Source organism: Vicinamibacterales bacterium, from assembly GCA_036012125.1.
Taxonomy (GTDB): Bacteria; Acidobacteriota; Vicinamibacteria; order Vicinamibacterales; family UBA823; genus UBA11600.
Window position 1 is genome coordinate 77,158 of sequence record DASCOS010000020.1, and the last position, 25,321, is coordinate 102,478.

At 53.2% G+C, this 25,321-nt stretch carries 23 protein-coding genes and 1 pseudogene; 3 read left to right on the top strand and 21 right to left on the bottom strand.

Going from position 1 to position 25,321, the window contains the following annotated elements; genetic code table 11:
- Positions 1-246: 246 nt before the first annotated feature.
- The 5 genes from era to hisS are packed head-to-tail and all read right to left on the bottom strand — an operon-like array spanning position 247 to position 5,787.
- A complete protein-coding gene (gene era / locus QGH09_07390) occupies positions 247-1,140 on the bottom strand; it encodes a GTPase Era (protein ID HJO18004.1) in 894 nt (297 codons plus the stop codon).
- Between the two features lie 24 nt (positions 1,141-1,164).
- Positions 1,165-1,674, bottom strand: a complete 510-nt coding sequence (gene ybeY, locus QGH09_07395; GenBank protein HJO18005.1) for an rRNA maturation RNase YbeY — start codon at positions 1,672-1,674, stop codon at positions 1,165-1,167.
- A 16-nt stretch (positions 1,675-1,690) separates the two neighbouring features.
- Positions 1,691-2,740, bottom strand: a complete 1,050-nt coding sequence (locus tag QGH09_07400; GenBank protein HJO18006.1) for a PhoH family protein — start codon at positions 2,738-2,740, stop codon at positions 1,691-1,693.
- 7 nt (positions 2,741-2,747) lie between these two features.
- Positions 2,748-4,523, bottom strand: coding sequence for an aspartate--tRNA ligase (gene aspS / locus QGH09_07405; GenBank protein ID HJO18007.1), 1,776 nt, complete (start codon positions 4,521-4,523; stop codon positions 2,748-2,750).
- A 19-nt stretch (positions 4,524-4,542) separates the two neighbouring features.
- A complete protein-coding gene (gene hisS / locus QGH09_07410) occupies positions 4,543-5,787 on the bottom strand; it encodes a histidine--tRNA ligase (GenBank protein ID HJO18008.1) in 1,245 nt (414 codons plus the stop codon).
- Positions 5,788-5,914: 127 nt separating this feature from the next.
- Between hisS and moaA the strand changes: the two genes are divergently transcribed.
- Entirely contained in the window at positions 5,915-6,937 is a 1,023-nt protein-coding gene (moaA, locus tag QGH09_07415) for a GTP 3',8-cyclase MoaA (protein HJO18009.1), read from the top strand.
- Positions 6,938-7,094: 157 nt separating this feature from the next.
- Positions 7,095-7,436, top strand: a complete 342-nt coding sequence (locus QGH09_07420) for a hypothetical protein (GenBank protein HJO18010.1) — start codon at positions 7,095-7,097, stop codon at positions 7,434-7,436.
- Positions 7,437-7,449: 13 nt separating this feature from the next.
- Here QGH09_07420 and QGH09_07425 read toward each other — a convergent pair whose 3' ends face one another.
- From QGH09_07425 to QGH09_07465, 9 genes are all read right to left on the bottom strand, one after another.
- Positions 7,450-8,052, bottom strand: coding sequence for a protein-methionine-sulfoxide reductase heme-binding subunit MsrQ (locus QGH09_07425; protein HJO18011.1), 603 nt, complete (start codon positions 8,050-8,052; stop codon positions 7,450-7,452).
- A 32-nt stretch (positions 8,053-8,084) separates the two neighbouring features.
- Positions 8,085-9,044 carry a protein-methionine-sulfoxide reductase catalytic subunit MsrP gene (msrP, locus tag QGH09_07430; protein HJO18012.1) on the bottom strand — a complete coding sequence of 320 codons (960 nt, stop codon included), beginning with the start codon at positions 9,042-9,044 and terminating at the stop codon, positions 8,085-8,087.
- 107 nt (positions 9,045-9,151) lie between these two features.
- Positions 9,152-10,666: a mercuric reductase gene (locus QGH09_07435; GenBank protein HJO18013.1), complete on the bottom strand. Its 1,515-nt coding sequence runs from the start codon at positions 10,664-10,666 to the stop codon at positions 9,152-9,154.
- 50 nt (positions 10,667-10,716) lie between these two features.
- Complete coding sequence (locus QGH09_07440; GenBank protein HJO18014.1) at positions 10,717-11,433, bottom strand: TIGR04283 family arsenosugar biosynthesis glycosyltransferase; 717 nt, start codon at positions 11,431-11,433, stop codon at positions 10,717-10,719.
- Positions 11,434-11,503: 70 nt separating this feature from the next.
- Positions 11,504-12,166 carry a YqiA/YcfP family alpha/beta fold hydrolase gene (locus tag QGH09_07445; protein HJO18015.1) on the bottom strand — a complete coding sequence of 221 codons (663 nt, stop codon included), beginning with the start codon at positions 12,164-12,166 and terminating at the stop codon, positions 11,504-11,506.
- A 46-nt stretch (positions 12,167-12,212) separates the two neighbouring features.
- Entirely contained in the window at positions 12,213-12,653 is a 441-nt protein-coding gene (locus tag QGH09_07450) for an SET domain-containing protein-lysine N-methyltransferase (GenBank protein ID HJO18016.1), read from the bottom strand.
- 111 nt (positions 12,654-12,764) lie between these two features.
- The gene (locus QGH09_07455) at positions 12,765-15,953 is read right to left on the bottom strand and encodes an error-prone DNA polymerase (GenBank protein HJO18017.1); all 3,189 of its coding nucleotides are present in this window, start codon (positions 15,951-15,953) and stop codon (positions 12,765-12,767) included.
- Positions 15,953-17,353 carry a hypothetical protein gene (locus tag QGH09_07460; GenBank protein HJO18018.1) on the bottom strand — a complete coding sequence of 467 codons (1,401 nt, stop codon included), beginning with the start codon at positions 17,351-17,353 and terminating at the stop codon, positions 15,953-15,955. The genes QGH09_07455 and QGH09_07460 overlap by 1 nt, the downstream gene beginning before the upstream one ends.
- Positions 17,354-17,363: 10 nt before the next feature.
- Positions 17,364-18,131 carry a hypothetical protein gene (locus QGH09_07465; protein HJO18019.1) on the bottom strand — a complete coding sequence of 256 codons (768 nt, stop codon included), beginning with the start codon at positions 18,129-18,131 and terminating at the stop codon, positions 17,364-17,366.
- 279 nt (positions 18,132-18,410) lie between these two features.
- Between QGH09_07465 and QGH09_07470 the strand changes: the two genes are divergently transcribed.
- Complete coding sequence (locus tag QGH09_07470; GenBank protein ID HJO18020.1) at positions 18,411-19,640, top strand: MFS transporter; 1,230 nt, start codon at positions 18,411-18,413, stop codon at positions 19,638-19,640.
- An 87-nt stretch (positions 19,641-19,727) separates the two neighbouring features.
- On the opposite strand, the gene QGH09_07475 is transcribed toward QGH09_07470, so the two are convergent.
- From QGH09_07475 to QGH09_07505, 7 genes and pseudogenes are all read right to left on the bottom strand, one after another.
- The gene (locus QGH09_07475) at positions 19,728-20,405 is read right to left on the bottom strand and encodes a hypothetical protein (GenBank protein HJO18021.1); all 678 of its coding nucleotides are present in this window, start codon (positions 20,403-20,405) and stop codon (positions 19,728-19,730) included.
- Positions 20,406-20,439: 34 nt separating this feature from the next.
- On the bottom strand, positions 20,440-20,943 hold the full coding sequence (locus tag QGH09_07480; protein ID HJO18022.1) for a protein-disulfide reductase DsbD family protein: 504 nt from the start codon (positions 20,941-20,943) through the stop codon (positions 20,440-20,442).
- A gap of 6 nt (positions 20,944-20,949) precedes the next feature.
- A pseudogene (locus QGH09_07485) lies at positions 20,950-21,243 on the bottom strand (redoxin domain-containing protein).
- A gap of 12 nt (positions 21,244-21,255) precedes the next feature.
- Positions 21,256-21,510, bottom strand: a complete 255-nt coding sequence (locus QGH09_07490; protein HJO18023.1) for a hypothetical protein — start codon at positions 21,508-21,510, stop codon at positions 21,256-21,258.
- An 88-nt stretch (positions 21,511-21,598) separates the two neighbouring features.
- Positions 21,599-23,215, bottom strand: a complete 1,617-nt coding sequence (locus QGH09_07495) for an FAD-dependent monooxygenase (protein ID HJO18024.1) — start codon at positions 23,213-23,215, stop codon at positions 21,599-21,601.
- Between the two features lie 8 nt (positions 23,216-23,223).
- Entirely contained in the window at positions 23,224-24,354 is a 1,131-nt protein-coding gene (hisC, locus tag QGH09_07500; protein HJO18025.1) for a histidinol-phosphate transaminase, read from the bottom strand.
- 51 nt (positions 24,355-24,405) lie between these two features.
- Complete coding sequence (locus QGH09_07505) at positions 24,406-25,320, bottom strand: 2-dehydropantoate 2-reductase (protein HJO18026.1); 915 nt, start codon at positions 25,318-25,320, stop codon at positions 24,406-24,408.
- Position 25,321: the final 1 nt, after the last annotated feature.

Consider the following 25,321-nt stretch of genomic DNA (forward strand, 5'->3'; position numbering starts at 1 on the left):
GCAACTGTCGTCGTTCATAGGGCGATCAGTAACCCCTCACGATACCACAGAACTCTCTAAGTGTGACATCCTCTATGTCCATCAAAGCACGAGAATAGACTAAGAACATCAAACTCTCTTTGTCTTATTACCATCCAACTTTTTCAGACAAACAGCGGCACCACCCCTTCGGGTGTGCTGCCCACCGTTTATTGTCTCGACCGGACTATTAGGAAATCTGAATCGTTACGGCATGCTCAGACCAACTCAGTCGCCTGAGCTCAGCATACCGAGGTCGTTGAGCAGGCGATCGCTTTCACGCCAGTCAGAACGCACCTTAACATGTAGAGCAAGATAGACCTTAGTGTCGAAAAAGCTTTCAAGCTCTTTCCTAGCTTCCATGCCAATCGTCTTCACCATCGACCCACCTCGACCGACCACGATCGGCTTCTGCGAGGCCTGCTCCACTATGATCGAGCAATGGAGACGGATTATGCCCCGTTCATCCACCTCTTGAAATTGGTCTACCACGACCGCACTCGAAAAGGGAATTTCTGCGTGCGTATGTTGCAATAACTTTTCCCGAACGGTCTCGGCTACAAAGAATTTCTCGGGTTGATTGGTCAAATAGTCTTCGGGATAAATCGGGTCACCATCCGGTAGATGCTTCAGAAGCAACGACTCCAATTCAGGCACTCCATCACCAACCAACGCCGATACCGGCACAATCTCTTCGAACTCATATCGCTGGCGATACCAATCAATCATCGGCAGTAATTTCGGTTTCGCTATTAGATCGATCTTATTAAGCACTAAAAACACTGGACTCTTAACGCGCCTCAACTGCTGCAATATAAATCGATCACCACCACCAATCATCTCAGCAGCATCCACTATTACCCCAAGCACATCGACACGACGAATCGAGTCAAGGGCCATTTCTACCATCCGAACATTCATACGGTGCAAGGGCCGATGAATTCCAGGCGTATCCATAAAGACCGCCTGACCAGATGGATAACTTTTGACTCCGATGATCCGGTTTCGTGTCGTTTGTGGCTTATCCGAAACAATTGCAAGCTTCGCCCCAATAATCTTGTTGAGGAGGCTAGACTTCCCGGCATTGGGTCGCCCGACTAAAGATATGAAACCAGCCTTCATAAGCGCTTAACTACACTGGGAGCACTAGTGATCAGAAGTATCACTATCGGACCGGGCAAGCAGTCCCATGTTCACACCACCACGGCGAAGGCATTCCCGTTCAACTCGAGCCATGCGCCCGTTGTCACTAGTGTGATCGTAGCCAAGTAAGTGCAGTAACCCGTGAAGTGCGAGGATCTTCAACTCGGCTATCCTAGAATGACCCGCTCTTCTGGCTTGACGACTGGCTCTTCCCAGGCCAATAACAATATCCCCAAGATATCGTTTCGCTCTGCGTTCTTTAAGGTGAGTTTCCTGTTCTTCCATTGGAAACGACAATACGTCAGTCGCCCGATCAATTCCACGAAACTGTCTGTTCAACGCGCGGATCTTCGGGTCCGATACCAACGCAATCGTAAGCACCCCGTTCGCCGAGGCTGGTGCAGCCATGAGAAGCCACTTTCTCAGATTGTTCTGCCTAATGCCTCGTCCCAATCCGTCGGTCACAGTGACAACTAGTCGCCCTCGGGAACCCCGACCGCGGCCAATAGACATATCAGCGTTTAAATGACTAGTCGTCTCTGTCGGAAACAACTGAAGGCCAAGGCCTTTCGACTGCACGCACCGGTCGCTTCACACCCTCACCTCTCACTGAACCTGGCGAGAATACATCGTAGGCCTTAACGATTTGCTGCACAAGACCGTGGCGCACAACGTCGCGGTCATCGAATTTGATAAACGCGATCCCATTGATCTGACGAACGATGTCCATCGCCTCAATTAAGCCTGATACGCGGTCTGACGGAAGATCGATTTGGGTAATATCACCCGTAATTACAGCTTTTGATCCAAAGCCGAGGCGCGTAAGAAACATCTTCATCTGCTCAGACGTTGTGTTTTGCGCCTCGTCAAGAATGACGAAGGCGTCGTTCAGGGTTCGACCACGCATGAACGCAATTGGTGCAATCTCGATCACGCCACGGCCAAGGAGATGCTCGACCTTTTTAGCGTCGAGCATGTCGTAAAGTGCATCATAAAGAGGACGCAGGTAGGGATTCACTTTCTCCTGAAGATCGCCAGGTAGAAAACCCAACCTTTCACCAGCTTCAACAGCTGGCCTAGCTAAAATAATCCGGCTGACCTTCTTGTCGACCAGAAAGGACACCGCCTCGGCCATCGCAAGATAGGTCTTTCCTGTTCCTGCTGGACCAATTCCAAAGACGATATCGAATTTCTCAATGGCATCAAGGTATTTACGCTGATTAATACTCTTGGGCCTCACATGTCGTTTGCCCAAGGGAACCACCGTGCCGCGAAGAAAAAAATCATGGAGATCGATAGCCGGATCCTGGGCTACTAACTGGGCGGCCCGTTTTACGTCGCCTTTAGCGAAGTCGTGACCGTTTCGCAATAACGCGCCCAACTGCTCAACCAGACCCGCAAGCTTATCAATGTCAGTCGCGCGTCCTTCGACCAGTAGCTCGTTCCCATTTGTACGGATTGTAACGTTGAAGAGAAGTTGGAAGTTCTTGAGATTCTCGTCGAACGATCCGAATAATGTTTCGATCCCCTCAACTGGAATCGGTATCTTTCGAATGGGGGATGAAGAGGTCGGAGCCATGCTCGTGTCAACCGTTTGAACGCAGTTTTAGTTCCCTGAGTTGTTTCGGGTCTACATCAGCTGGTGCACCAGCCATCAAATCCACGGCCGTTGCAGTCTTTGGAAAAGCAATCACATCCCGGATAGAAGTCTCACCTGCGAGTAAAGCGATAATTCGGTCGAGGCCAAGCGCAATACCTCCGTGCGGGGGAGTACCGTGTTCAAGAGCATCGAGAAAAAAGCCAAACCTCGACTTAGCCTCCTCAGGCCCGATGTTCAGTAACTCAAACATCCGTCGCTGTGTCGCCTGGTCGTGAATTCTGATACTACCTCCACCGATCTCACTTCCATTCAGCACAAGATCATAGGCCTTCGCCCGTACAGCCCCCGGCTCACTTGAGAGCCGTTCTAGGTCAGCATCAACTGGGGAAGTAAAGGGATGATGCATTGCGGTGTACCGGCGACCGGCTTCGTCCCATTCAAGCAGCGGAAAGTCCACCACCCAAGTAAAAACAAACCGGGTCGGGTCGAGCCATCCGCGCTTTTGAGCGATCTCCAGCCGTAACTGCCCTAGTAATTTCGATGCGACCACACCATCGCCCGCAGCAATCAGAATGAGGTCCTCTTTCCCGGCTCCCGCTAACTCGAGCGCCGAACGCACGGCCGCTTCACCAGCCACCTTGAGCACCGAACTCTGCACCTTTCCGTCAGGACCGTAACGGGCCCAAACAAGTCCAGCCGCGCCCAACTCACCGGCGCGGGCCACCAAGTCATCCAACTCACGCCGGGACGCAGTTCCACCACCAGAAATCGGCAGGGCTCGAATTGCCCCCCCTGTCTCCACCACCTGCCTAAACACCTTGAAGTTCGAGTCAACAAAAGCCTTGGAAATATCTTCCACAGCTAGGTCACAGCGAAGGTCAGGTTTGTCACTACCATAACGAGCTAGGGCCTCCGAATAGGCCAGTCGCCGAAACGGTATTTCAATGCTCCCGAGTCCAACAGCCTCAAACAACTCCTGCATCAATCGCTCAATGAGTTCAAAGATTTGATCTTGACTGGCAAACGAGACCTCAACATCGACCTGCGTAAATTCTGGTTGCCGGTCGGCTCTGAGATCTTCGTCACGAAAACATCGCACAATTTGGAAGTAACGATCCATGCCGGCAATCATCAGCAGTTGCTTAAAGATCTGCGGCGACTGGGGTAAGGCGAAAAACTGTCCAGCGTGAACTCGACTCGGCACTAAGTAGTCTCTTGCGCCCTCCGGTGTCGATTTAGTCAAAACCGGTGTTTCAATTTCCAAGAAATCATGGGTATCAAAAAACCGCCTGATCACATTGGTCGCCCTGTGGCGGAGCTGAATGTTTTGCTGCATTCGCGGCCTACGCAGATCGAGATAACGGTACCGCAGGCGAAGATCTTCAGATACAGAAGTCTCTTCAGCAATTTGAAATGGCGGTCTTACGGCTTCATTGAGCACTCGAATGTCACCGGCAGCAATCTCAACTGTTCCCGTGGCTAACTTAGGATTCACAGTTTCCTCCGACCGCATCTCCACTGGGCCGATAACCGCCACCACGAACTCTGGACGCAGCCGCTTGGCAGTCGCTAGCAAATCACTGTCATCCCGAGCAACCACTTGTGTTACACCGTAACGGTCACGCACATCGAAGAAGATGAGTGCACCGAGGTCACGGACGCGATGTACCCAGCCGAGCAAGACCACCGGCTTACCAACATCGGCCTCCCTTATCGCCCCACAGGTATGGGTCCTGACGAGATCCTTTAGTTGTTCACTCACTAGAGCTGTTATTCCTCAATCATGATGCTGATAACAATACGTCTACAATCTTGTCGCGCGCCACCTTGCACTGCTCTCCTGTGGCCATCGTCTTGACCGTCACCTCTCCGGTGGCTAATTCATCATCGCCAAGAATCACCACATGGCTTACTCCAGCACGATTGGCGCGTTTCATTTGCGCCTTGGCGCTTCGAGCCTCATAGTCCACCAGCGTTCTGAGCCCGCCCGCCCGTAACGCTCGGGCGAGCACAAAAACAGCATCCTGTGCTAACGAACCGATCGCAGCCACAAACACATCAGGCGCCATCTGATCATTCACATCCGGCAGCGCCAGCACCAATCGCTCAAGGCCTGCTGCAAAACCGATGCCTGGTCGGTCTGGTCCACCTAGGCGCTTGACAAGACCATCGTAGCGTCCGCCACCTAACAATGCGTTCTGCGCGCCCAGCTTCGATGAGAGAAGCTCAAAAGTCGTTCGGGTGTAGTAATCGAGACCCCGAACCAGACGATGAGACAATCGGAACGGTTGGTCGTATAGCCGTAGGTGCTGTTGCACGGCCTCAAAGTGCCCACGACACGCATCGCACAGATAATCCGTCGAGTGTGGCAGTCGGTTAATAGTCGACTGGTCAGCTTCTACCTTACAATCGAAAATCCGTAGTGGGTTGGTCTTGGCTCGCCGCTGACAATCTCCGCACAGCTTCGACAGGTCTCCTCCCAATGCATTTAGCAGAGCCTCGCTAAACATCGGCCGACAGTCAGGGCACCCCACCGAATTAATCACCAACTCGGATTCGTCGATCCCCAGTTCACCAACGAATGTGCAGGCCATCTCCATGACTTCCGCATCAAGCGACGCTTCGGCAACACCGAAGACCTCGACGTTTAGCTGATGAAACTGTCGATACCTTCCCTTTTGCGGCCGTTCGTACCGAAACATTGGACCTAGCGTAAAGAGCTTCGCCACAGATAGTGACTGTTCGAGAGAGTGCTCGACAAACGCCCGGACAATACTAGGCGTCGCCTCAGGACGCAGTGTTACCCGCTGACCACCCTTGTCGTCGAATGCATACATTTCCTTCTGAACAATGTCAGTCGATTCACCCGTCCCTTTCGAGAACAGTTCCTCCCGTTCAATAATGGGAGTACGTAACTCGTAATATCCGTAACGGCTGCAAACCCGCCGCGCGACTTCCTCCACCCGCTGCCAGCGTTCCACCTGGTCCGGTAGGATGTCCCGCGTTCCTCTAACGGCTGAAATCATCTATGTCGTGTGCTCACGAGCTATTCAGCGACCGGCGACAAGGCGAGGGTCGCAGTAAATGATCGTGGCAATCCCAATGGAAGGATAATCATTAACTGCCGTCAATCATGGCATAATTGTAGATCCCATGCGAGTCAGCGACGCGCTCAACCGTCCGTTGTCCAGCCTACGGTTATCGGTCACCGACCGATGTAATCTCCGATGCCAGTACTGCATGCCAGAGGCCGATTATGTCTGGCTTCCACGCGAGAGTATCCTCACATTCGAGGAAACAACCAGCCTTGTCGGTGCATTTACGGCCCTGGGCGTAAATAAAGTCCGTTTAACCGGTGGTGAGCCATTGCTTCGCCAGGATCTTCACACTCTCATCAGATCACTAGCGTCGAAACTTGAATTACGTGATCTCGCACTTACGACGAATGGTGTCTTCCTTTCCAGCCAAGCCCAAGCACTGCGCTCCGCTGGACTAAGCCGTATCACGGTGAGTATGGATACCCTTAGGCCCGAGCGCTTTGTCAAACTGACACGGTTGGATTCACATCGAGCCGTACTTGCCGGTATCGACGCGGCCATCGAAGCTGGATTCGACAACATCAAACTCGACACTGTGGTCATTAGGGGCGTCAATGATGACGAATTATCAGACTTAATTGACTACGGCCGTGAACACCATTTGGAAGTCCGCTTCATCGAATACATGGATGTCGGAGGAGCTACGCAATGGTCAAATGAAGCGGTTGTATCAAGGCGCGAGATGCTCAGCACTCTCTCCGAGAAGTATGGCCCTATCACGCCGGTTAAAAAGCTCAACTCCGCACCCGCAGATCGGTTCACCTTCCCGGACGGCACAATTTTTGGCATCATCTCTTCGACAACCCAACCGTTCTGCCGAAGCTGCGATCGCAGTCGATTGACTGCAGATGGTATTTGGTATCTCTGCTTATATGCTCATTCTGGGACTGACCTTCGAAAGTCGCTTCGTGAAGGTGCTTCAATCGGTGACCTCCAAGATCAGATCACTTCCGTATGGAAGGAGCGAGTCGACCGCGGAGCTGAAATGCGCCTTGCAGAGGTCCAACGTGAACCGCTGATCCCCGTTCGGCGGCTTCGAGAAGAACCCCACCTAGAAATGCACACCCGCGGCGGATAGTTATTGAGGGCCATTTCCTGACGCTCCTGTGGCCAATATAGATGACGAAAGGCTCGACTTCGGCCGACGTAGCTATCATTGGCGCTGGAGTCTTTGGAGCCTAGATCGCTTATTATCTGCGCCAATCAGGCCGATCGGTCATTCTGCTTGACACCTTATGGTGCAGGACACACGCGTGCCAGTTCTGGAGGTGAATCGCGCCGATACCCTCAGGACTCAGCTTGCTGATTCAACCCGAAAAACCCTCGCAAAAACTAATTGGCTGCGGCTTGATGGCAACACCCTGTATCTAACAGCTATTCTTGACTGGTTCGGCGATGACTTTGTTTCGCACTTTGGACATACCGTCAGCGCTGGTCGCGCTGAACGTGACAGAGTCTTCCTTGGACTGGTCGCAACCTACGGACCCAGCAAAATCGCTTCACTAGCGCATACCGGAACGCCAATAATCAGATTCTTAAAGTACGACTGGACCTTGAATGACATCAGTGAACGATAAATCCTTCGGGTCGCTATCTCGTCACTCTCTTCAACGATCTCGAATCAAAACGTCCCAATAGCCGGATCCCGAATAGCAACGCCAGACAACCTACATATATTCCTGGACGCCTCAAGTCAATCTTGGTCTGCCAAAGAAAGTGCGCAGCGCCAGCGCCAGCACTAAAGTAGACCAACCGGTGTAGCTGCTGCCATCGCCGACCACCAAGTCGGCGGACCATGGCGTGTGTCGATGTGACAGCCAATGGAATCAACAGGACGAATCCGGTGAATCCAGCCGTTATATATGGCCGATTGATGACATCATCAAGAATCGCGTCCAGATCGAAAAACCAGTAGTCGACACCATAGGTCACGAAATGCAGACATGCGTAAAAGAATGTGAACAGGCCGACCATACGCCGAAGTGGCACAAGCCGGCTCCAAGCCGTCAAGTAGCGGAGCGGAGTGATCGCTAAGGTGCCTAGGAGGAAACGAAATGTCCAAATACCTGTTTGATGGGTGACCTCTTCGATCGGATTGGCACCGAGATCATCTGTGAATGCCCTACCGACCAACCAAAGGGCAGGCAGAACACAAGCCACAAATACCGCTCGCTTGAGAGAGCCGAGACCCACAACGAAACCTCACTATTTCGAACCGAACAGCCTCAGAAGAACCGGCGCAGGTCCATACCGTTATAAAGGGACGCTACTTGATCGTCGTACCCGTTGAACATCAAAGTAGGCTGCCGGAAGAAACGATCGATGCGCCGTTCCGAACGCTGACTCCATCGCGGATGGTTAACAGCGGGGTTCACATTGGCGAAAAACCCGTACTCGTTTGGAGTGGCCTTGTTCCACGCAGTTCTTGGCTGGTCAGCTGTAAATCGCATTCGAACGATTGACTTAATACTCTTGAAACCGTATTTCCACGGCACTATTAGTCGAATTGGAGCACCGTTTTGATTGAGGAGCGTCTTACCATACAGCCCAACAGCGAGAATTGTAAGTGGGTGCATCGCTTCATCCATACGAAGGCCCTCAACATACGGCCAGTCGAGCACCGGCCGACGCGCACCTGGCATTTCCGACAAGCGGAGAACTGTAGTGAACTCTACGTACTTCGCTTTGGATGTTGGCTGAAAACGGTTAATGAGTGTGGAAAGGGGAAAGCCAACCCAAGGTATGATCATCGACCATGCTTCAACACAGCGAAGGCGATATACACGCTCTTCTAGAGGGATTCCTTTAAGGAGGTCCTCAATGTGATAATCCGCAGGTTTTGCCACATGACCATCGACCCTGATTGTCCATGGTGACGTAGTTAATGTATGTGCATTGCGTGATGGATCACGTTTATCGAGACCGAACTCGTAGTAGTTGTTGTAACTCGTAATGTCTTCAAATGAATTCTTGGGCTCATCGGTTCCAAAAGGGCCGGGTTGAACATTTGAAATCTCCTCCTGACCCAGCGACGTCGCCTCAGCATCCTTTCCCAGGGCAAGACCGCCCGTCGTGACACCAAGTGTGACACCGGCCGCAGTATGGATAAACTCCCGCCGATTTAGAAAGATGCGCTCCTCGGTAATCTCAGAGGAGGCGATGTCCGGCGGAGGCTGTATCAGCATAAATGCTCTCCATATCGTCGTTGGCCGGGGCAACGCTTGTAATCACTACGGGCTACCGTGCCCCCTCATCGTATCAAAGACCAATATTTCTTAGCGGTAATCGAGGCTTACCCTGATCGGCACCAAGCGAAGTAACGTTTAAGCCAAGTACGTAAGCGCGGTGTTAATAACTTCAGCCGATAAATGTCACCAATCTTCTTAAGCGCTTCCCCTTGGGTCGGATAAGGATGAATCGTCGCAGATAGGTCGGCAAGACTGCCACCATGAGTAATGACGCACGCTGCCTCACCTATCATTTCACCAGCATGCCTTGCCACAATAGTACATCCAAGTAACTTGCCTCGGTCGTGATGGACACGCACAAATCCGTTAGCTTCTTCATCAATTACCGCACGGTCAACGTCAGAAAGCGGGACCGTCAACGTGGAGACCTGTCGTCCCTGTTCTCGAGCCTCCTGCTCATACAAACCCACATGGGCTATCTCGGGATCAGTATAGGTGCACCAAGGAATCACCAATGCACTAGCGCTCTTCCGACCAAAAAATAGAGCATTCTGAATGACGATACGGGCCATCGCCTCGGCTGCGTGAGTAAACCTAAATGAAGAACAGACGTCTCCGGCGGCGAAAATACGCGCCGCTGATGTTCGCAGCCGGTCATCGACAACCACACCCTGCTGACTGTAAGCAACGCCGGCGGCCTCAAGATTAAGATTTTCCACGTTCGGCGTGCGACCAGTCGCCACAAGCAGTTGATCGCCGATAACCTCACTTTGCACGCCATCCCGCTCAAACTGCACTTGGAAACCATCATTACTCGGCTTCACCAGCTGAAGCCGTAGCCCTAGTTCCGTTCGCACCCCATCACGACGAAGCTGACCTGCCACCACCTCAGCAGCATCGCGGTCTTCCCGGGGTAGGAACTGAGTCGACAAGTCAAGTAATGTCACTTCACTACCAAACCGCGCAAAAGCCTGAGCCATCTCACAGCCAACAGGCCCTCCACCAATGATCGCAAGTCGACTCGGTCGTTCAGTCAACCAATAAAAGGTCTCATTCGTTAAGTAGGGAATGTCAGCGAGACCAGGAATCGATGGTACGGCTGGCCGCGTACCCGTTGCAATAACCGCGCGCTTGAACCGTAACCCCTGCCCGTTCACTGCAATCTCGGCCGGTCCGGTGAATTGGGCGTCACCAAAAAAAACGTCTACACCAAGACTCGCAAAACGTTGGGCTGAATCGTGCGTGCTGATATCTGCTCTGCGGCGGCGCATCCGCCGCATAACCTCCTTAAAATCAACTTCTACTGCACCAACACTGATACCTAGCACCTCACCCTTACGTATTTCACCTACTATTCGAGCTGCCCTCAATAAACTCTTAGATGGCACACACCCCACGTTTAAACAATCACCACCCAGAAGTGCCCGCTCAACAAGCGCCACTTTCGCCCCTAATCTTGCCGCACCAGAAGCGGTCACAAGACCGGCTGTGCCAGCACCAATAACGAGTAAATCGTAGACTTCGTCACCGGTAGGATTCCTCCAGTTCTTAGGACGTACATGTGATAGCAACTTGAGGTTCGCCTCGTCGAGTGGGTGGATAAGCGAATTAGCGTCCATATCAAATGGTTCCTGGGGAATACGAACTATTTGCCTAAAACCTCTCGACACTAAGCCCGAATGTTGCGACGGTAGTAAATCCTTGCCAGTCGTTCTGGCGACATGCCGGCCATATACAACATTAGCAGGCAGAGATTTCCCGCGCTTCGAAGGAACCAGCCGTCGCGACGCCAACGTCGCGGCGATACTCGGATGGGTAGAGCTGAATGCCAGAGCCGCCCTCGCTGTCGAAGCCGGCGCACGATATCAACGTCCTCCATCAATGGCCATGACTTATAACCACCCATCGCCTCAAAGACATCGCGCCTGACAAACAGTCCTTGGTCACCGAAGGGCAAGTCCAGCCACCGGACTCTCCACCCCACACCACGTTCGAGCAGACGCGCTTGCCAATTTTCAGCATCGAGTACGAATCGGAAACTCCCACCAACGACGTCCGACATTCCGTCAATGCGAGCGATCTCATGGTCCCACCCAACGGGTAAACCGGTGTCAGCGTGGATAAAGCACAGCCACTGGCCATTCGAAACCGCAGCTCCATGATTCATCTGTGGCCCACGTCCAATCCTTGACTGCATCCAGCGGATGTTCGGAAACCTGACGCGCAACTCTTCGAGGGCCGGATCGGAGCCGCCGTCGACAACGATGATTTCACTTGAGCGTTCTACGCTCACTACTGGTAACGTATTAATCAAACGTGCCAATTGCTCCGCATCACGTAGCACAGGAATAATGATCGAAATAAACGGTTCGCTCGTATGTGTCATATCCCCTGAACTACAACACAGGACACCGCTGGACTACTTTCCTAGAGCAATTGCACGCGATTCAGAAGTTTTACCCGCTGCCCTTTAGACCAAGAAAAGTGGTAATGCGATCCCAGATAGTGTCTAGGCTATCGTGAAGCTGATGGCCATCATCAAGTAGGCAGCACTCTACGTAGGAACGTGACCGGGCAAAGCGCTCTACCATGACTGGATCAACAGCGTCGTCCAAACGCCCTTGGAAGATGATCGTCGATGGTCCGTCTTGAATCGAGAATGAGTCGTATTGCGCCGCGTCGGCGTAAAGCTCATAACCCACCTGACGGCGCTCACCAAAAGCGTGATGAACGATATCGAGATGCCCATCGTCTCGCCACTGCTCAACCCCAACCGTACCCATACGGCGATTGGTGCCAAAGTCTAAGGCCGGGGCTAGGAGAATTAGCTGTGTAATTGGTGAACGAGCTACTGCCTCGAAAGATTGGCGCGCGGCAGTATGCCACGCCACAAACCCCCCAAGACTGGACCCTATCAAGACGACCGGCCCCTCAGACAGTCGCGCAATGGCGTTGTCGACCTGCCCAATCATGCGAGATGTTGTAATAGTTTTAAATTCGGGTTCATTAAAGTCTGGACAGTGCAACGGTAAACCAAGGGACCGTAAGCGTTCCGCAAGCCACATCGCCTTTGTGGACTTAGCTGACGATGCAAAACCATGCAGATAAAATAGATGCATTCGGGCAGACACAGCTCATCAGGATACTTGCCGGCTTCTGTGTAGCTCAGAGCTTACGCTTACAACCAGGCCGACATCGACACTGAATGGTCTTATCCCCATCGGTCTCATAGTCATAACCCAACTCCTCGCCCTTTCGAATATTTTTAGCCGCTCGGATCCATATAACGTCGCCTTCAATATCAACCCAGCAATTAGGTTTACACTTGTGATTGATGAAGCGCGCGATATTCCCGCCCACGCCTGCATCCCTCACCCATCTGCTATTCAATTCAAAACACCAGATGTGCCCTTTCTCCAGGTACTTGTCCTGACGCGGGAGACTCTTCTTTTGGGTAATCTTCTCACCCGCGTAGTTGATGATCTTCGTGCTTCGCTTGATCTGAGTCTTTGCAAATACACCCCAACCGTGAATCTTTGAGCGCCTTCGTTCGATCAACGTCTTCGCCCGCTCCTGGTAATCCTCCAATGTTCGTCGACGACTCACTTACACCTCCGTGGATTTAACTCGTTAAACTGACTCGGCACATTACTATCGTCATTGTATCGTGGCGCATTAGATTCGATTTTAATCTCTCAAGGAATGCATACGGTATTTTCAGTAGAAATCGTGTGAGTTGACCGCTGGATACTGGCCACTGAGTCCGCTCAACCTCTCTGCCTTAACCGATGTCACTCCCTTCTGAATCTGCAGTGTACCCTCAGCCATCAGAAATGACTCATCCACGATGTCTAGACACTGCTTGGCAAATAGAGAGGGACTCACGATAACACTCGCCGTACCAGTCTCGTCCTCAAGTGTTAGAAAGACGAAACCTTTAGCTGTGCCGGGACGCTGACGGGTAATAACCATACCCGCGATGCGAACGTACCGACCGTTTCGCGTACGTGGCAAATCAATAGCCCGTAACACACCGCGCATCGCCAGTTCCCCACGTTGTAAAGCCATCGGATGCGGTCCAAGCGTTAATCCTGTTCTAGCGTAATCGGCAATTACGCGTTCGGTCAGCGTCATCGGTTCCAAAGGAGATCTCCCTACTCCTGATTTCAGCTTACTGTCACCTCTCCCCTTGAAGAGGTCTCCTTCCGGCCTAACCGCCTGCTCAATCTGCCACAACGCACTGCGTCGATCGTGTCCGAATGCGTTCAGCGCACCAATCTCCGCGAGCGCTGCTAGTTCGTCCTTCCGAATACTGGTCCGTGCAATCAAATCTTCGATTGACGCAAAGCGTGCTAGCTCCTCGCTCTCATTTGCCTCCACTTCCAATCGATTAGAAGTTTCAATGGCTTGCCCAACATCTTTTCGTACACCGGACACGTAACAAATCCCTAGTCGTATCGCACCGTTTACCTCAACCGCACACTTCCAGTCAGATCGCTGCACATCGATCGCTTCGAACCGCACACCGTGACGCTGTGCATCTTTGACTAATGTTGCAGGGTGATAAAACCCCATAGGCTGGTTATTCAAGAGAGCGGTATAAAAGGCAGCTGGAAAATGTACCTTAAGATATGCGCTCGCATAGGCAATTAACGCAAAGCTCGCCGCATGTGATTCGGGGAACCCATACAGTGCGAACGACGTGATCGACTGCACGATTTCGTCGGCTGCAGAACCAAAAATCCTCTGCCGAACCATCCCCTCGCGTAAGCGCGTCTCAATCTTCTCCATGCGCTGCTCTGATCGTTTAAAACCGAAAGCTCGCCGTAACTCCTCAGCCTCACCACCAGAGAATCCAGCCGCCACCATCGCCATCCGCAGGAGTTGTTCCTGAAAGAGCGGCACTCCCAATGTGCGACGCAAAATTGGTTCGAGTGACAGGTGCGGATACGTCACTGGTTCGCGCCCATCTCGTCGCTTTAAGTAGGGATGTACCATCTGACCAACGATCGGGCCAGGACGGATGAGCGCAACCTCTACCACTAGGTCATAGAAGCACTTGGGACGGAGCCTGGGCAAAGTCGCCATCTGGGCTCTCGACTCGACCTGGAACACGCCGATAGTGTCAGCTTCACAGAGCATCCGGTAGACATCGGGGTCATCCGGCGGTACATGCGCTAGGTCCAGACGCACGGCGTCAGACCTACCGTCCGCGTCATTTCCTCCTTGGCAATTGATGAGAGTAATCGCATCCTGCAAGACAGCCATCATGCCAAGCCCGAGTAAATCGACCTTGATAATTCCCATGGCAACACAGTCGTCTTTGTCCCACTGGATAACAGTACGTTCGGACATGCTGGCATTTTCGAGGGGAACAACTTCATCGAGCCGACCGCGGCATATCACCATACCGCCGGAGTGCTGTCCCAAATGGCGCGGCAAATCACGCATCCGAGGCCAGAGCGCGGTAAAAGCCCGCACACGAGGGTCCTCAGTGTCGCATGCTGCATCATGAAGACGATGCTTAGGAATTTCCTCAGAGTCAGTCAACTCGAAGTGGCTCCGTTTAGCCAGACGGTCGACCTCATTGGAGTCTAGCCCTAGCGCCTTGCCCAACTCACGTGTCACGCTACGGTCGCGATAGGTAATAACATTCGCTGTCATGGCAGCACCCAACTGCCCGTAACGCTCATAGACGTACTGGATGACACGCTCGCGCCGCTCGCCGCTCGGTAAGTCGAGATCAATGTCAGGCCACTCTCCACGTTCCTCCGAAAGAAACCGTTCAAACAGCAGATCCATGCCTACAGGATCTACCGCCGTAATACCCAAGCTGTAACAGACAGCACTGTTAGCCGCCGAACCACGACCCTGCGCAAGAATTCCTTGCTGGCGACAGAAATTGACGATGTCCCAGACAATAAGAAAATAACCCGCTAGCTTGAGTTTCTCGATGAGGTCTAATTCTCGTGCAATCTGCCGTCGAGCGCGCTCGTTGTACGGCCGGTAGCGTTCGTGCGCACCGACCAACGTAATCTTTCTCAGAAATGATGCCATCGTTTCACCCAGCGGTACTGGATACTCCGGAAAACGGTAGTCGAGATCAGCCAGCGTGTACTGCAGTCGATCGGCGAGTACTTCGGATGCGCGAACCGCCTCAGGAAAGTCGTGGAACAGACGAACCATGTCGCTGGACGGTTTCAGATAACGCTCGGCATTACGTGCTAAACGTCGACCAGCCTGGTCGACCGTTGTCCTATGGCGAATGCATGTCAGGATGTCGTGGAGCGGACGATCGGCTGACGCGGCAAATCGCACGCCATTAGTCGCCAAGAGCGGCACATGATACGCCGATGCAAGAGCCACCAGAGCCTGCGTATCGGCCTCTTCGTCCCGGAGTAGATGCCGTTGCACTTCAACATAGACGTTTCCAGAACCGAATAGCCCAATGAGTCGATCAAGCATCCCGCCGACGCCATATTGTTGACTGTCTAGTAACGGCCGACCGGCCAGCGCAACAAGACCACGCGTTGCGCCATCAAATTCCTCAAGTGTGAGTGCTCCTCGACCTTTTGGCGCCCGTAATTTCATCCGGGTCACGAGTCGGCAGAGGTTACAATAGCCTTCCTTCGACTCGACGAACACCGGTAGCCGCCAAGGGCATACGTCACCAAATCCGTCAACATCCTCTCGCACCGTCGTAATCGTTAGTTCACTTCCGATAATCGGTCTAATTCCGGCAGCTGTTGCCGCCTGATGGAACCTCGGTGCGCCGTAAACTCCGTCACGATCGAGTAACGCAAGCGCTGGGTAGTTAAGTGCGGCCGCGCGATCAACAAGTGCCTCTGGCGTCGACGCACCATCGAGAAAGGAGAAAGCTGAAGCAGTATGAAGCTCGATATACATCAGTCGAGGAATCCAGCAACAAACCATTCACCGTGTGTACGGTCGCGATAAATGCAATAGACACTCCCGTCATCAAGCTCAACGTCCCATTCGTCGCGGCTCCAGTAGCCAGTTGAGAGCTCCTGGTCGACCGACTGCGTTTGCTCCCACCAATGTCCAGATGATCGCCATGGACCGGCGCATCGCTCAACCGAACGACGACCGATACCACCACTTGCCGACACTAGAACTGGGCATCCACAATCGACCGTCACTTGTGCAACTAATGGAAGGTGAAATCGACGTGAGATCGCAATAGGACCGGTTTGCTCTGCCGCTTCGAGATGTATTGCCGATGACATCGTCGGGGCGAAAGGTCCGACGTCGAACGCGTTGGGATGGTGCGTCTCGGATAACACGGGAGCACCGCACCGTTCTGAACCCATCAATATCTTCAGACGTGCTAACAAAGTTGATAACTGCTCAATCGAAGGAACGGCTTTCTCAAACAGTGAGAATTGCGTAATACGCGTAGGTGCGGGAATCGCAGTGACCACCACGAGGTCGATACCTGCTGGTGGCGGATGCGATTTAAGATTAAGAACTAGAAGCGTGCAGAGCATCCGTGAATCGCAAATCGGTGCTGGTAGTTGCAGCGTTCGTGTATACCAAACCCGTGTGACGAGCCAGAGACGAACAATTAAAACAGCCGCCGCAACACCCGCCTGGCTGAGTTGTAACACCAGCGACTCAAGCATCGGGCGGAGTCCTGAGGCGAGCGTCTCGAACCCTTCAACCGGCCATTCAAGGTCAAGCGCCACTTCGAATAGCCGATTTTCAGGTGTAGGAACCAACGGCTGTGATTCCTCGCCGCAAGCGCATTTCTGCCACATAACACCTTCTGTGCCAAATCTCGAAAAAAGTGCATCGCGCGGTAGTGCCGCCACATCACCAAGCGTTGCGAGCCCCCAGCGTTTAAAAATGTTGATCATCCGACTTACGTTTCGATTACGTACTTCGAGGGGTATTGCAGCATTCCTCTGCAAACAAAAATTTGCGACCCTTGTAAGAATGTCCAAAGGCAACGTGGCAATAGTTGTAGCTTCTCTACCGGGCTTAATCACCGTAAGTGCATCAGTACGGCCGTAGACCGATAGAACTGCGGCAATCCGTGTCGCCGCTAGCGCCACACGGCAGTGGATCCCCTGTTCGATGGCCTTCCGTTGCACGGCAGCTCCAAACGCTCTAGGACTACCCCACATTCCACGCAGTCCAGTCACATCTAAAACAACCGTCCGCGCATCGACCATTTCCAGACGAGGAGAAAAGTAACGGGCCAGAGAGAGGAGATCTTTAGAGAATTGATCGCTGGATAATGAACGGCCTCGACGAGATCCCACAACATGCACACTAGCGAACATAGCTAGAGTCTTACGAGCCGGAAAGCGACGAGGAATGCATCGCTTCAGCTGAAATGAACAATTTGAAAGCACGGCCGTCGTCCGGACGCCGTGCTCCAGTCACACGGACGGTGACTTCAAGACCTCTCAGTAGGCTACCGTGGCCAATGTTGCCAGACCATCTGACAGCGTCTTCGGCCTTTTGCAGGTTTAATGTCACCCCTCCTGCACTTCGAGCAACCGACCGGTTACCCATCAGAACGCAAACTGTTGGCTGTCCCTTGATAGCACGCGGTAACCGCATCCATGTGGTGAACGGAATCCGACTGAGTGTGCTTTCTGACAGATCGGTTAGGTCTAGTGCGATTATTCCGAAACCACCTGCATTGAGCAGCAATCCAAGCGCCTTGAGCGCCCGGCCTAGAGAGCGCGCCTCGTCTTCGCCGTGGGTATCCGGATGCCCACGGATCCATAAGAGATGCGATAGTTTAATTCCGGATGTCACTGCCGAGCCTGGGGCGAACGTATCAAGCGTGTCAATAAGACCTACCAGCTCGCCACGGCTGGTCGCCGCTGCCATTGCCGCACATAGCACACTCATCCGGCCGGATGAACGTAACCCGACGATCTCCGAAAGCTCGCCTTTAGGTAGCCCACCGTCAAGTGCCTCATCAAGTGCATCAATACCTGTTGACGCTAACTGAACTTTCTCCAGGTAATCTATGTAACTATTTGATAATAAAGTGTTTCCTAAATTCTTACTCCTGAGAAGTCTTTCTAAGTCTACTTTTTTCAACACAACTTTCGTATTTTATTCGCCATTAAAGAAAAATTGCAAGAAGCCAACCTACACTGACCTCACTCCGGTAAATCGCTACACGGTTTCCTGCTCGGTGCGTGAAGCGGCCCACGCTGGACCAGAGGGCCACAGCCCAGAAGACCCAGTGATAGGGTAGTGACCTGTGTCCATCCGCCAAACTCGCCGTTCGTAATCAACCAACCATCTGCAAAGAATCCTCACCACGCGGCCAAACCATTGAGAGATGACCCGGAGAACTCAAACGTCACTTCTAGATCCATGCTAGCGTCGCCGGGCTCGCGTGCCTTACGCCGCCTCGGCGCTGCACTTGCCTATCGTAACTTTCGTATCCTCTGGTGCGGCTCCTTCGTATCCACGGTCGGCATGTGGGTACAAAGGGTCGCGCAAAATTGGCTCATTCTTACACTCACTGGCTCAGCGTTCTATCTCGGCCTAGCTTCGTTCATGAGCGACCTACCGGTTCTACTTTTTACACTCATCGGAGGTGTCATTGCTGATCGTCACGATCGTCGTTATCTACTGATCGGTTCGCAATGCATTCAGATGGTCCCGGCTTTCGTCTTGGCCGCACTTGTCTACTTCAACGTCGTTCAGATCTGGCAGATTCTGCTCCTTGCGTTCATAACCGGGTGCGGCCAGGCATTCGGCGGTCCCGCGCACCAATCCCTCATACCAGCACTCGTTCCCAAAGAAAATCTACCCAACGCGATTGCACTAAATTCGATTCAATTCAATCTCGGTCGATTCATCGGACCACTCATCGCTGGAGTGACAATGACAGCGTTAGGCACAGCTGCCTGCTTCGGCTTTAATGGGCTCTCCTTTTTCGTGGTGATCGTCGCACTGATGTCGCTGCGCGTGAAGCATTTGCCGCCGTCAACCCGACAGCGCATGCTTGATGAATTACGAGGTGGACTGTTCTACGTCCGTCACCAAGGTTCACTGACCTCATTGACTAGCCTAGCTTTCATAACAACGCTTCTCGGCTTCCCGTTACTGACCCTACTACCCGTCATCGCTCAGGATGTCTTCGCGCAGGGAGTCGAACAGTACAGCCGGATGATGGCATTCGTAGGCGCCGGAGCAGTCGTGGGTGCGCTGACTGTCGCTTGGTTGGGTAAGTTCCGTCACATGGGCGTGACATTATTGTTTGTGCAGCTTGCCTTCGGCGGACTTGTCGTCGCTTTCTCATTTTCACGTGTAATGCTGCTAAGCGAGGTCCTGCTCTTCTTCGCTGGCACAATGCTCATCATGGTGTTCTCGCTGACCACTTCTCTCGTGCAACTCGTCGCTCCAAATGAACTCCGTGGCCGCGTCATGAGTATTTTCATGGTTGCGTTCCGTGGCGGAATCCCTCTGGGCAACCTGATCGCTGGCTCCGTGGCAGACCGAATATCTGCACCATTCGTATTAGGAATAAATGGCATGGTTCTCACCGTGATCGCCTGTTATTTTCTGACTCGAAGTCACGGGGTCAGGACTTTGTAAGCAAAGTCTCAAAGATGAGAACTACCTCCATCTCAGGCGTGACGTAAAGTTCGGTCTAGCACAGCGGCACCTAAAGAATCTTGCACCTCAAGAGACGGCAAGCCAGTAAATACCGAGAAGAATCGAAGCCGCGGCCGTTACCCCTGCAGCAATACGGCTCACGCCGAGCAGGATACGACTGGACATCAGTTGTGCCAGCAACATTCCGAACGAGCACATCGCCAGTACAATTCCCATGGTAAAGATCGTGACGAACCCAAGTAGGGCTAGGAATGACCCCTTCTCCGCCTCAGCAGCAGAGAACGACGTTAAGAGTGTCAGGGCCCGCAGACCACTAACTGCAAAGATCGCGCCTAGTGCCGTTGGAATATAGGAATGCAAAGCGTGGGTCGAACGTTGATTCTGACTGCCAAAACTCAGATGCCTAGCAAGATTCGATGAGTGAACATGAGCGGGTGTGTAGACTTCACGATTTATCAACACCCAAAACCCCATCCCACCCAACACCACGAGTAGCCAACCGCTGACCAACTCCCCTCCTCGCTCTAGCACAACGGGTACCTGCCAACCAAACAGTAAGACGGCTGCAGCACTGGCACCCAGAACTACCGCGTGACCGCACGCGAACCTTAGGGCCACCCTGAAGGCTTTCCCCCTTACTTGATCATCACGGCCATGGGCTGAAAGAGCGGCAATGGCCATTAGGTGGTCAGCGCCGAGGCCATGCACAAATCCAAGCAGGAAAGCAGATGACGCTAAGAGCACACAGGACGCCTTCTCCGAGTTCCTCGGTGCTCCATCAATCTATTATCGAGCGAAGGGCAAGCGTCCAACTAACAGGTAAGACCACAGGGTTGTAGCAGATTACGTCGTCACACGCCTGGTACTCAAACACGCCATCGATGATCAGCGACCCACCATCCACCGCACGCTGTCGAATCTCTGGCACGGTCGGAATTGTGATGTCCTGTGCGATCCGAAACGGCTGCTGATAGACCTCTACCCGCTCGTCGAGCGGCTCAAAGTGATAAATCTCCGACTCGGGATAAATGATGGGGTGGGTAACTAGCCCTTCCTTAGGATTTATTCGAAGAGTAATCACCTGATACGAATGACTACCTGGCGCGTAGACGTGAATGCCAAATTTCGGTGTCACGTCGAGGACAACCGAGAACCTGTTGCCGGGCGCAACGATGCGATCGGTCGGATAGGCCACAGCCTCAAGATGGTCGGTCGTCAGCCTTATCCCGTCGACCCCAGTGCCTCTGAGCGGATTGCCGAGTTTAACGGCGATACTCGACACGGTATTTCGCGGTTGATACCCTTGCTCGAAAAACCGCCCAAGAACCCGACCGTTGGAATCAAGAATGAACGTGCCCGGGTGTGGAATACCGTAAACACGACTTGCCGCCTCGACTGACTCGTTAAGAAGACCGTAGCGTTTAATGACTGCCGAACCAACGTCCGATAGCATCGAAAATTCCAGTCCTTGGCGATCGACGTAGGCTTGTTGTATCTCAACAGGGTCGTAAGTGATCACGGCCAACTCCAGTCCGGCCGCTCGCAAGTCCTGATACCGACTTTGCAGCTCAACGAGCTGCGTCTTGCACCACGGTCACCAATCCGCCGAACGACTGAAGACTAGCATCAACCCTCGTGGCCCGTAGAGTGACTCAAGGGTGCGCGTTTCACCCCGATGGTCCAGTAGCGTAAAATCCGGTACGGCTTCACCGACCTGCGGACCCAGTTCGCTTGGATTAAAGGTGTTAGGCTGAGCCCATACCATTTTCGATAGACCTAGGCACCCGGTAAGAACCAGCGTTATCACCAACGTCTGATTCACGATCCTAGCGCTCTGAAGCCTATCCATTGCTAGCTCAGTTATGTGAAAACACCTTTGACCAGAACAGTTTGATCACATCAAACAAGCCATAAGCCCGTTAAGAAACGACGGCAGATTATAACGCAGGAGTTTTCCCACCCAGGTGGAACAAGTGTTCAATCTTCGTCGCCAAGGTATCAAGTTCGTGAGGACTGGCTACCGCCGCAACATACCGGTCTGGGCGGACGAGCAGCACTTCACCGGTATGCTGCCGGACAACCTCGCGAAACCGGTCATCGATGAGCCTCAGCCACGCACCACCCAATGGTCGTTGAACGGTCGAAAATAGATGGATTACATTTACGCCTAACACTTGCCAATAGGCGTGGCGGAGCGTACTGGCTAGATCTAGGCCAGGGCAATCCACCGCAATGAGTGCAAATCCGTACCCAAGATGGCAATCCAGGAGAGCCGTCGCTCCAGTCGAGTCCTGCACCTGAGGCTGCGGAATCATCCTACCCACCCAAGTGGGCGTCGAACGGGACGCATCGTGCACGACTAGTCCTGCCCCAATCCTTGCGCGTGGAATGTACTTCATCTCGGTGATATATCCACGGGTGGGCGGAACTCGCGAAAGAACCCAAAACAGCAGGTCCCGAAAAAATGCTAATACGGCAGATCGTGTGTTAACGATTCGACCAAGTAGCACTGAAATGTTGATCGTCGCTTGGGCGTGAGCTAGACGTTCGGTCTCGTAGGTATCAAGTGTCGCCATCGACGTGACACCCTGAAAAACGGCAACCAGCTTCCAGCAAAGATTTGATGCATCGCGGTGCCCAGAGTTCATCCCTGACGCACCGAAGGGCGGCATCAAATGGGCGGCGTCACCTAGTAGAAATACGCGCCCCTTCCGCATCGTTCGAACACACAGTGCATGAAAGGTATATACCGCTCGCCGACAGATCTCTAGATTGTCAAAGTTCCGGAATGGAGCGAACAGTCGGCGGAGTGAGCGATCCTCGAGCATCGTCTCCGGGTCTTCACCCGGCAGCAGCATAAACTCAAATCGCCGACCGTGGAATGGCGCTGGAATACTGTCCGTTGGACGCTTGGGATTTGCGAAGTATTTCGAAAATGGACTCGCATCACTGTCATTGAGTACATCAACCACCACCCATGGCTGCTTGTATGAGCGACCCTCCATCTGAATTCCTAATAGCTTTCGAACCAAACTCTTCCCACCATCACACCCGAGGACATAGTCAGCGTGGATTTCTTGTCGCACTCCGTTGTCATTCAGAATCCCGGCGACCACCACTTCCCCTCGATCAACCAAGTCAAGCAAGGGCTCCCCAAACTGAACCGTTACCGCCGCGAACCGCCTAGCGCCCCGAACCAGTATCCGTTCCAGTTCTGGTTGCCAAATGGCCGACCGGTTTCCATAGCCGTTTTTGGTGATAAAACCCCTGACTCGCGTGATGCAAAATCCAAAGCGAGAGAAGTAAGTGACGCCAGCCGCCGACACACAGTGCTCTGCGATTTCACCGGCGAGCCCAACCGTATCGAGTGTGCGAAAGAACTCGTCATCGATGTAGATCCCTTTCGGAATATCTGAAGTGGAACTATTTCGCTCAACAACGATCGTGCGAATTCCCGCTAGCCCAAGGATGTTGGCCGCGATGAGGCCGGTGGGCCCTGCACCGACGATGAGTACTTGAGTTACTTTTGAGGGCACGCTGTAATGACTAGCCATTAGGGCGTTCAACGGTTGAGGTTGTTCTTACCCACGCCATTCGGCGCGACACTATGGACGAACGCTGAGAATCCATCGATGAGCTTCTCGTTCTCTCTGTCTAGACCGACAGTAATCCGCAAATAATTATCGAGGCCGTAGGCATCCAGCGGTCTGACAAGTATGTTGCGGCTAGTCAGAAACTCCATGGCTGAGCGAGCCAGACCGCTGCCTGGCTCGCTCACTCGGCATGTGTTGAAATTTGTTGCGCTTGGCAGTGGCGGCATGCCTAAATCGCGCATTTGTTCAGCCACCCAGTCACGGGCCTTCGTGTTGTGCCCGATGACGGCCCGAAGGTGTGCCTCGTCCTGTAGAGCCGCCACACCCGCCGCCTGAGCTGCCCCACTCACCGGAAACGGTAGCCGCGCACGGTTGAAGGTCTCAGTAACACGCTCAGGACCATAGGCCCAGCCCACTCGGACTCCGGCTAGCCCATAGGCCTTGGAGAAGGTTCGCGTCATGACAACATTCTCGGCTCGTCCAACGAGGGTTTCTCCGGAAGAATAGTCTGCGCTCTCAACGAACTCTGCGTAGGCTGAGTCAATGACAAGTAATACTGTACCTGGCAACCCGTCCCATAACCGTTCCAACTCGCCAGTGGATATGTAAGTACCAGTTGGATTGTTCGGGTTGGCCAACAGCACCACTTTTGTTCGGTCGGTAACCGACGCAAGAAGCGCGTCCACAGAGGTAGTGTGCTTATTTTCCCTAGCCGACACTGGCGTGGCGCCACACGAAATCGCACTCAACTTGAATCGGAGAAATCCATTTTCGCTAAAAACAACCTCGTCACCAGGTCCAGCGTATAGAAGTGTTAACGCGTGCACGACTTGGTCGGAGCCATTGCCGCAAACGATCTGCGTTACCTCAAGCCCGTGCCGCTCGGCCAGTGCGTGCCTGAGGTCGAGACAGCCAGTATCAGGATAGAGACGTAAAGTCTCGGCGTACTCACGATACGTGCGTAATGCCTCTGGGCTCGGCCCGAGTGCGGATTCGTTCGATGACAGTTTAATTACCGGCTCTTTACCCGTACCCTGAGTAGCGCCAGGCACATAAAGAGGCAACGCCGCAATCTCAGGCCTAGGCTCCGGTCCTCTCATAGACCTCTCCCCTTAAACTTGCTATCGTTCTTGCGTAATTCGATCAAACACCTATTCCTTAGCTTGATGCTTCAGAGCACCGTACGCCGCACTATGAAAAGGCACGTCTATCCCAAGCAGGTGTCCAAGCCGCACAACCGTACCGCTGAGATGCTCAATCTCCAGTCGCCGACCAGCGCGTAAATCAAGCAACGTCGACGGCACTGACTCAGCAGCCATCTCATCCACAATTGACAAGGAGCGGTCAACGATATCTGGCTCAAGCTTTACTCCGTGTGCGCGTGCGACTGCAGCTGTTTCCCGCATGCCACGTTTGAGCATCGCCCGGTAATCCGGATCGACACGGAGTGGGCCTGTCGCTAAATCGGCAAGACAGGAGGCCGCACTCATCACTGAAAATAAAACAAACTTACTCCACAGTGCAGCATCAATATCATCGGCGACCTGTGCATCCACTCCGCTGGACCGAAATACACCAGAGATTTCGGCGGACAGTTCCTGTCCTAAATCGTCCCGACCGCCTATACGTAAACGTGCGAGAGTACCCACATGCATCACTTTGCCAGGCTCAGTGAGCATCGTATTGCCATAAACCACCGCGCCAAGCAGATGACCTCGGGTTAATAACGGCGTCAAGCGATCGACCGCATCCACGCCGTTCTGAGTACATAACACAGCAGTGTCATCATGCAGGAGTGGCGTGAGAGAGGTAGCAACGGCCTCTAAATCGTAGGCCTTGACGCACAACAAAACAACATCTACAGGACCAATAGCCTCGGGGAGGTCTGTTGTTTTGAGGTCGTGGAGGGAAACGTCGCCCAGTGCACTCTCGATCGAGAGTCCGTGTGCAAGTAGCGCCTGAAGACTCGTCCCGCGCGCGAGGAACGATACATCACAATTATCAGCGGCTAAGCGACCACCGTAGTAGCCTCCGACACCCCCGACGCCCACGACAGCGAACTTCATG

Coding starts and splice junctions, on each gene's coding strand:
- era (HJO18004.1), bottom strand. CDS start 1,140: ATGAAGGCTGGTTTCATATCTTTAGTCGGGCGACCCAATGCCGGGAAG.
- ybeY (HJO18005.1), bottom strand. CDS start 1,674: ATGTCTATTGGCCGCGGTCGGGGTTCCCGAGGGCGACTAGTTGTCACT.
- QGH09_07400 (HJO18006.1), bottom strand. CDS start 2,740: ATGGCTCCGACCTCTTCATCCCCCATTCGAAAGATACCGATTCCAGTT.
- hisS (HJO18008.1), bottom strand. CDS start 5,787: ATGATTTCAGCCGTTAGAGGAACGCGGGACATCCTACCGGACCAGGTG.
- moaA (HJO18009.1), top strand. CDS start 5,915: ATGCGAGTCAGCGACGCGCTCAACCGTCCGTTGTCCAGCCTACGGTTA.
- QGH09_07420 (HJO18010.1), top strand. CDS start 7,095: ATGGTGCAGGACACACGCGTGCCAGTTCTGGAGGTGAATCGCGCCGAT.
- msrP (HJO18012.1), bottom strand. CDS start 9,044: ATGCTGATACAGCCTCCGCCGGACATCGCCTCCTCTGAGATTACCGAG.
- QGH09_07435 (HJO18013.1), bottom strand. CDS start 10,666: ATGGACGCTAATTCGCTTATCCACCCACTCGACGAGGCGAACCTCAAG.
- QGH09_07440 (HJO18014.1), bottom strand. CDS start 11,433: ATGACACATACGAGCGAACCGTTTATTTCGATCATTATTCCTGTGCTA.
- QGH09_07445 (HJO18015.1), bottom strand. CDS start 12,166: ATGCATCTATTTTATCTGCATGGTTTTGCATCGTCAGCTAAGTCCACA.
- QGH09_07455 (HJO18017.1), bottom strand. CDS start 15,953: ATGTATATCGAGCTTCATACTGCTTCAGCTTTCTCCTTTCTCGATGGT.
- QGH09_07460 (HJO18018.1), bottom strand. CDS start 17,353: ATGTTCGCTAGTGTGCATGTTGTGGGATCTCGTCGAGGCCGTTCATTA.
- QGH09_07470 (HJO18020.1), top strand. CDS start 18,411: ATGCTAGCGTCGCCGGGCTCGCGTGCCTTACGCCGCCTCGGCGCTGCA.
- QGH09_07490 (HJO18023.1), bottom strand. CDS start 21,510: ATGGATAGGCTTCAGAGCGCTAGGATCGTGAATCAGACGTTGGTGATA.
- QGH09_07495 (HJO18024.1), bottom strand. CDS start 23,215: ATGGCTAGTCATTACAGCGTGCCCTCAAAAGTAACTCAAGTACTCATC.
- hisC (HJO18025.1), bottom strand. CDS start 24,354: ATGAGAGGACCGGAGCCTAGGCCTGAGATTGCGGCGTTGCCTCTTTAT.
- QGH09_07505 (HJO18026.1), bottom strand. CDS start 25,320: ATGAAGTTCGCTGTCGTGGGCGTCGGGGGTGTCGGAGGCTACTACGGT.